This is a genomic window from Streptomyces sp. adm13(2018), assembly GCF_008042145.1.
In the GTDB taxonomy this organism is placed as follows: domain Bacteria; phylum Actinomycetota; class Actinomycetes; order Streptomycetales; family Streptomycetaceae; genus Streptomyces.
Map to the genome: position 1 here is coordinate 1 of NZ_RDBH01000209.1, position 6121 is coordinate 6121.

Annotated in this window: 8 protein-coding genes and 1 tRNA gene; 7 read left to right on the top strand and 2 right to left on the bottom strand. The window is 73.5% G+C overall.

Annotated features, from left to right (window positions below):
• Positions 1 to 49: 49 nt before the first annotated feature.
• Entirely contained in the window at positions 50 to 664 is a 615-nt protein-coding gene (locus EAO70_RS35625; protein WP_148006944.1) for a phosphatase PAP2 family protein, read from the top strand.
• 22 nt (positions 665 to 686) lie between these two features.
• Here the strand turns inward: EAO70_RS35625 and sigJ are convergent, their stop codons facing one another.
• Together sigJ and EAO70_RS35635 are read right to left on the bottom strand one after the other, a co-directional pair.
• A complete protein-coding gene (gene sigJ, locus EAO70_RS35630; RefSeq protein ID WP_148006939.1) occupies positions 687 to 1628 on the bottom strand; it encodes an RNA polymerase sigma factor SigJ in 942 nt (313 codons plus the stop codon).
• Positions 1629 to 1661: 33 nt separating this feature from the next.
• Entirely contained in the window at positions 1662 to 1847 is a 186-nt protein-coding gene (locus EAO70_RS35635) for a hypothetical protein (RefSeq protein ID WP_148006940.1), read from the bottom strand.
• Positions 1848 to 1863: 16 nt separating this feature from the next.
• Between EAO70_RS35635 and EAO70_RS35640 the strand changes: the two genes are divergently transcribed.
• From EAO70_RS35640 to EAO70_RS35665, 6 genes are all read left to right on the top strand, one after another.
• Positions 1864 to 2358 (top strand): rhodanese-like domain-containing protein, encoded by a 495-nt coding sequence (locus EAO70_RS35640; protein ID WP_148006941.1) that lies wholly within the window; start codon positions 1864 to 1866, stop codon positions 2356 to 2358.
• A gap of 53 nt (positions 2359 to 2411) precedes the next feature.
• Positions 2412 to 2485 (top strand) — tRNA-Met (locus tag EAO70_RS35645).
• A gap of 106 nt (positions 2486 to 2591) precedes the next feature.
• A complete protein-coding gene (locus EAO70_RS35650) occupies positions 2592 to 3332 on the top strand; it encodes a MerR family transcriptional regulator (protein WP_148006942.1) in 741 nt (246 codons plus the stop codon).
• 98 nt (positions 3333 to 3430) lie between these two features.
• Positions 3431 to 3808, top strand: a complete 378-nt coding sequence (locus EAO70_RS35655) for a hypothetical protein (protein ID WP_148006943.1) — start codon at positions 3431 to 3433, stop codon at positions 3806 to 3808.
• Positions 3809 to 3872: 64 nt separating this feature from the next.
• Positions 3873 to 4913: a PLP-dependent cysteine synthase family protein gene (locus EAO70_RS35660; RefSeq protein WP_402118140.1), complete on the top strand. Its 1041-nt coding sequence runs from the start codon at positions 3873 to 3875 to the stop codon at positions 4911 to 4913.
• On the top strand, positions 4910 to 6121 hold a 1212-nt coding region (locus EAO70_RS35665), incomplete at its 3' end, for an MFS transporter (protein ID WP_261993219.1). The genes EAO70_RS35660 and EAO70_RS35665, both read left to right, overlap by 4 nt.

Below are 6121 nucleotides of genomic sequence, written 5' to 3' on the forward strand. Positions count from 1 at the left end.
GCCTGGCGACGCTCCCCCTGACGAAGGAGGACCTGGCACGCGCTGCGTACTGAGGCGAGCGACGAGGGCCACCGGTCAGGGCGTACGCCACTTCCCCTTGGCGGTCCTCAGGGACCTCCGCGCGATCGACGGGGCCGTGTACGCCGCCGTGGCCGCCACGCCCACGCCCACCCTCGACACCGGCTTCCGCCGTCTGTCGTACGCGGCGAACCACTCGAAGATCTCCTTCGCCCTGGCCGCCGGGCTCGCCCTGGTGCCCGGCCGTCCGCGCCGGGCCGCGCTCGCCGGTGTCGGGGCGATCGCCGTCGCCTCCGCCTCCGCCAACCTGTTGGGCAAGCGCCTCGTCCGCCGGCCGCGTCCGGACCGGGAGGAGGCCCGGGTCGTCGTGGGCCGCCACGTGAAGATGCCGGACTCGGCGTCCTTCCCCTCCGGGCACACCGCGTCCGCGGTCGCCTTCGCGACGGCCGCCGGGGTGGTCTTCCCGCCGGCCTCGGTGCCCCTCCAGGTCCTGGCGATGGCCGTGGGCTACTCCCGCGTCCACACCGGGGTGCACTACCCGGGCGACGTGGCGGCGGGAGCCGTCCTCGGCATCGCGAGCGCGGCCGTCTCCCTGACGGCGATGGCGTCCCTGACGCCCGCCAAGGGGAAGTGGCGTACGCCCTGACCGGTGGCCCTCGTCGCTCGCCTCAGTACGCAGCGCGTGCCAGGTCCTCCTTCGTCAGGGGGAGCGTCGCCAGGCGTTCCGGGTCCGCCAGGATCTGTAGGGCCACGATCCGGTCCCCGACGATCGTGAACGCCATGAGCGCGCCCGGGCGCCCGTCGCGGACGGAGAGGTACGCGGGCGCGCCGTTGACCTCCACCGGCAGCGACGCCGTGCGGAACTTCGCGTAGGTGAGGGCCTGCGCGATGACGGCCTCCGCGCCCCGTACGACCTGGGAGACGGCCGCGAGCGTCCGCCCGCCGTCCGCGCGCAGCACGACGTCCGGGTCGAGGACGGCGAGCAGCCCCTCGAAGTCGCCGCCGTGCGAGGCGGCGAGGAAGGCGTCGGCGATCTCCCGCTGGCGGCGGGCGTCGGGCCCGGTCGCGGGGGCCGCGTCCTGCACGCGGCGGCGGGCGCGGCTGGCGAGCTGGCGGGTGGCGGCCGGGGTGCGGTCCACGATCCGCGCGATCTCGTCGAAGGAGACGGCGAACATGTCGTGCAGGACGAACGCGAGCCGTTCGGCCGGGCCCAGGGTCTCCAGGACGACGAGGAGCGCCAGGCCGACGGACTCGGTGACCTCGGCCGCGTGCTCCGGGTCGGTGGGGCCGGCGACCCGGACGACCGGATCGGGGACGTAGTACTCCAGCGGGTCCTCGCGGCGGGAGCCGCGCGAGCGCAGCATGTCGAGGCAGACGCGGCCGACGACCGTGGTCAGCCAGCCGCTGAGGTTCTCCACCGCGCCGACGTCGCTGCGGTTGAGCTTGAACCAGGCCTCCTGCACGGCGTCCTCGGCCTCGCTGAGCGAGCCCAGCATCCGGTACGCCACCGCCCGCAGGTGCCCGCGGTCGGCCTCGAAGCGCCGGGCCAGCCCGTCCTTGCCGCCGGTTCCGTCGGTGCCTTCGATGCCGTTCTCGTGGTTCCGGTCCACTCGTCGCTCTCCCCGTTTCGCGTGCGCGTCCCGTCACGTCGTCATGACGGGTCCAACCTCGCCGATGCGGCGGCTCCTGTCACGCCCCTCGGGACGGGCATCGCCGGTCGCGGCGATTCCGGTACGTGAGATCCACGGCGACCCGGCATGCACACGCGGGATTCCCCGGTCGATGCCCCTGAGTGCCGTGGATCGTCCCTTCATCGTGATGATCGTCATCCATAGATTGATCCGCATGACGACGACAACTTCGCAGGTGAACGCCGTACTCCGGACCCCGCCCGCCTCTCCCGCCGCCGCAGCCGCGTTCTTCTCCGCGAGCCTCGCCTTCCACGCCGACGTGTCCGACGTGGCCGCCGCCCTGGCCGCCGAGGCCGCCGACGGCACCGACCCGGGCTTCGTCGTGATCGACTCGCGCTCGACCGCCTCCTGGGACCAGGGCCGCATCCCCGGCGCCCTCCACCTGCCGACCGCGTTGATCCCGGAGCGGGCCGAGCAGCTGCTCGACCGGTCCGTGCCGGTCGTCACGTACTGCTGGGGCCCCGGCTGCAACGGCGCGACGCGCTCCGCGCTGGCTCTCGCGGAGCGCGGCTTCCAGGTGAAGGAGATGCTCGGCGGCTTCGAGTACTGGGTGCGGGAGGGCTTCCCGTACGAGACCTGGGAGGGGCCCGCGGAGAAGGCCGCGGACCCGCTCACCGCGCCCGTGGCCGCGGCCGACTGCGGCTGCTGACGGAAACCGATTTCCGGTTCGCCCCGCCCATGCCGTAGAGTCATGTCTACCGACGCGGGGTGGAGCAGCTCGGTAGCTCGCTGGGCTCATAACCCAGAGGTCGCAGGTTCAAATCCTGTCCCCGCTACTCAGTAGCAACGAAGGCCCGGATCCAGTCACTGGATCCGGGCCTTCGTCGTGTCCGGACGCCAGTGCTTGACCTTGACGCAACGTCAAGATCTAGCGTTCTCGGCATGGAGTGGTCGATTCAGGAGATCGCCAAGAAGGCCGGCACCACCAGCCGCACCCTCCGGCACTACGGAGACCGCGGACTGCTGGAACCGAGCCGGATCGGCGCGAACGGATACCGGTACTACGACCAGGCGGCACTCGTCCGCCTGCAACGGATCCTGCTGCTGCGCGAGCTGGGGCTCTCCCTGCCCGCCATCGCCGAGGTCCTCGCCGGGCAGCGGGACACGTCCGCCGCCCTGCGCACCCATCTCGCGCTCCTGGAGCAGGAGCGCGAGCGCATCGGACGGCAGATCGCCTCGGTGCGGACCACTCTCCACAAGACCGAGAACGGAGAAGAACTGATGGCCGACGAAGTGTTCGACGGATTCGACCACACGGTGTACGAGGCGGAGGTCACCGAGCGCTGGGGCCGCGACGCCTACGAGAGCGGCGACCGCTGGTGGCGCTCGCTCACCGCGGAGCAGAAGAAGGCGTTCATGGACGAGCAGGCGGACATCGCCCGCGCCTTCGCCCGGGCGCTCCGCGACGGCCTGGCCGCCGGCAGCGACGAGGTGCAGGAGATCGCACGGCGCCAGGTCGCCTGGCTGTCCACCACCACGACGCCGACCAGGGAGTACGTCATCGGTCTCGGCCGCATGTACGTCGACGACCCGCGGTTCACCGCGAACTACGACCGGCACGGGGAGGGCACCGCGGTCCTCGTCCGGGACGCGATGGAGATCTACGCGGAGCGGAACCTCTAGCGCTAGCGGAGCCTCCGGCCCGCCGAGGTGAACGGTGGCCGAAAGGTCGCCTGCCTCTTTGTGCGCCCGCACTACCTCACCGTAGTGTCGCGTGCACCATGAGTGACGAGAGTGTCGGTGACGTACGACGGCGGGCGCCCGCCGTCCTCGTCCTGTTCGCGCTCCTCGCCCTCCTCGTCAGCGTCTGCCACGGCTCGCACGGCCACGTCCTGCCGCCCTCGGGCTCCGTCACCGTCTCCGCCCCCGCGCTCCCGCACGGCTGCGACCGGTCCGGAGAAGGGTGGTCCTTCGACGCCCACCTCCCCGCGCAGACCGCCGGCGCACCCCTCGCCGCACCGGACGCCGGCGGAGCCGTGCTCCTGCCGTACGCGGCCGACCTCCGCACCGATCCCCGCGCGCGCTGCGTCCGCGGCCGGGCGGGACCCGGCCCCGAGCCGGGCAGGCTGCTGATCGCCCTCGGAGTGGACCGGAACTGAGCCGGGTCGCGCCCCCGCGTGACCAGGCCCCCTTCCGCGTACTCCCCCCAAGGACGTCCCACCCGTGAACAACCTGCTGTCCGGCGGCCTGCCGCCCCTCGCCGAGCAGACCGTCGGCAACACCCCCGTCCTCCGCACGGACGACGGCTACTGGGCCAAGCTCGAAGGCTTCAACTTCGGCGGCATCAAGGACCGCGCCGCCCTCCACATGGTCGAGCAGGCCCGCCGCCGCGGCGAGCTGCGGCCCGGCGCGCCGATCGTCGAGTCGACCTCCGGCACCCTCGGCCTCGGCCTGGCCCTCGCCGGGGTCCTGCACGGCCATCCGGTGCACGTCGTCACCGACCCCGGCCTCGAACCGATCGTCGAGCGGATGCTGGCCGCCCACGGCGCCCGGGTCCACGTCGTACGGGAGCCGAGCCCGCGCGGCGGCTGGCAGCAGGCCCGGATGGACCGGGTCGCCGAGCTGCTCGCCGACCTCGACGGGGCCTGGTGGCCCGACCAGTACGGGAACCCCGACAACCCCGCCGCCTACGCGGGGCTGGCCGCCGAACTGGCCGGGCAGCTCGACCGGATCGACGTCCTGGTCTGCGCGGTCGGAACCGGCGGCCACTCGGCCGGGATCTCCCGGGCCCTGCGCGCCACCAGCAGCCCCGCGCTCGAACTCGTCGGCGTGGACTCCGTCGGCTCCACCGTCTTCGGCCTGCCCGCGGGGGAGCGGCTGATGCGCGGCCTCGGCTCCTCCATCCACCCGGGGAACGTGGACCACGAGGCCTTCGACGAAGTCCACTGGGTGGGGCCCGCCGAGGCGGTGCGGGCGGCCCGCCGGCTGGCCTCGCGCCACTTCGCCACCGGTGGCTGGAGCGTCGGCGCGGTCGCGCTGGTCGCCGGGTGGCTGGCCCGCACCCGGCCGCGCGGGACGCGGATCGCGGCCGTCTTCCCCGACGGACCGCAGCGGTACTTCGACACCGTCTTCAACGACGAGTTCTGCGCGGCGCACGGCCTCCTCGACGGCCCCGTACGGGAGGACCCGGCCGGGTACGTCTCCGCCGACGCGGTCAGCGGCTGGACCCGCAAGGTCATGGACCGGACGGGGGCGGCCCGTTGACCACGACGACGGCGCCCGCCCGGGGCGGTTTCTGGAAGCAGAGCCGTACCTTCGAGCCGGCCGTGCGGCTCCTCTTCCTCAACCAGCTGACCATCAACCTCGGCTTCTACATGCTCATGCCGTACCTGGCCGCGCACCTCGCGGACGGGCTCGGCATGGCGGCCTGGTCGGTCGGGCTCGTCCTCGGCGCCCGGAACCTCTCGCAGCAGGGCATGTTCCTGGTCGGCGGGGCGCTCGCCGACCGGCTCGGCTTCAAGCCGCTCATCGTGGCGGGCTGCGCGCTGCGGACGGTCGGCTTCGGAGCGCTGGCGTTCGCGCAGTCGCTCCCGGCGCTGCTCGCCGCCTCGCTCGCGACCGGGCTCGCGGGGGCGCTGTTCAACCCGGCCGTCCGGGCCTGTCTGGCCGCGGAGGCGGGGGAGGCGCGCCGGGTCGAGGCCTTCGCGCTGTTCAACGTCCACTACCAGGCGGGCATCCTGCTCGGCCCGCTCGTGGGCGTGGCCCTCACGGGGGTGTCGTTCCGGCTGACGTGCGGGGTGGCGGCGGTGCTGTTCGCCGGGCTGACCCTGGTCCAGCTCCGGTACATGCCCGCACGGGGGGAGCGGCGGGAGCCGGCCGGGAAGGGGCGCGGGCAGTTCCGCACGGTCCTCTCCCACCGCACCTTCTGGCTCTTCTCGCTCGCGATGACCGGCTCGTACGTGCTGTCCTTCCAGGTCTACCTGGCGCTGCCGCTCGCCGCCGGCGGCACGGGGCCCACCACGGCGCTCTTCGTGGTCTCGGCCCTGGTGGCGCTCGCCGGACAGCTGCGGATCACCGCCTGGTGCGGGCGGCGGCTGACCCGGGAACGGTGCCTGGTGCTCGGGCTGGCCCTGATGGGCGGCGCCTTCCTGCTCCCGGCCGCCCTCGGCCGGGGCCTGGTGGGGCTGCTGCTGTGCGCGGCGGTCCTCGCCGTGGCGAACGCGGTGCTCTACCCGTACGAGATGGACACCGTCGTCGCGCTGTCCCGGGGGCGCTGGGTGGCCACCCACTACGGGCTCTACAACACGGTGTGCGGGTTGGGGTTGGCGCGCTCCGCGCTGACCGTCTCGGTGGCCTGCTCGGGGAGGAGGTCGCCGACGCCGGGGAGGTCGTGGGCGTCCGGCAGCTTGAGGTCGGGGAGGTCCGGGAGCGATATCGCGACCGGGGGCTTCTCCTGCGCGGTGGCGAGGCCG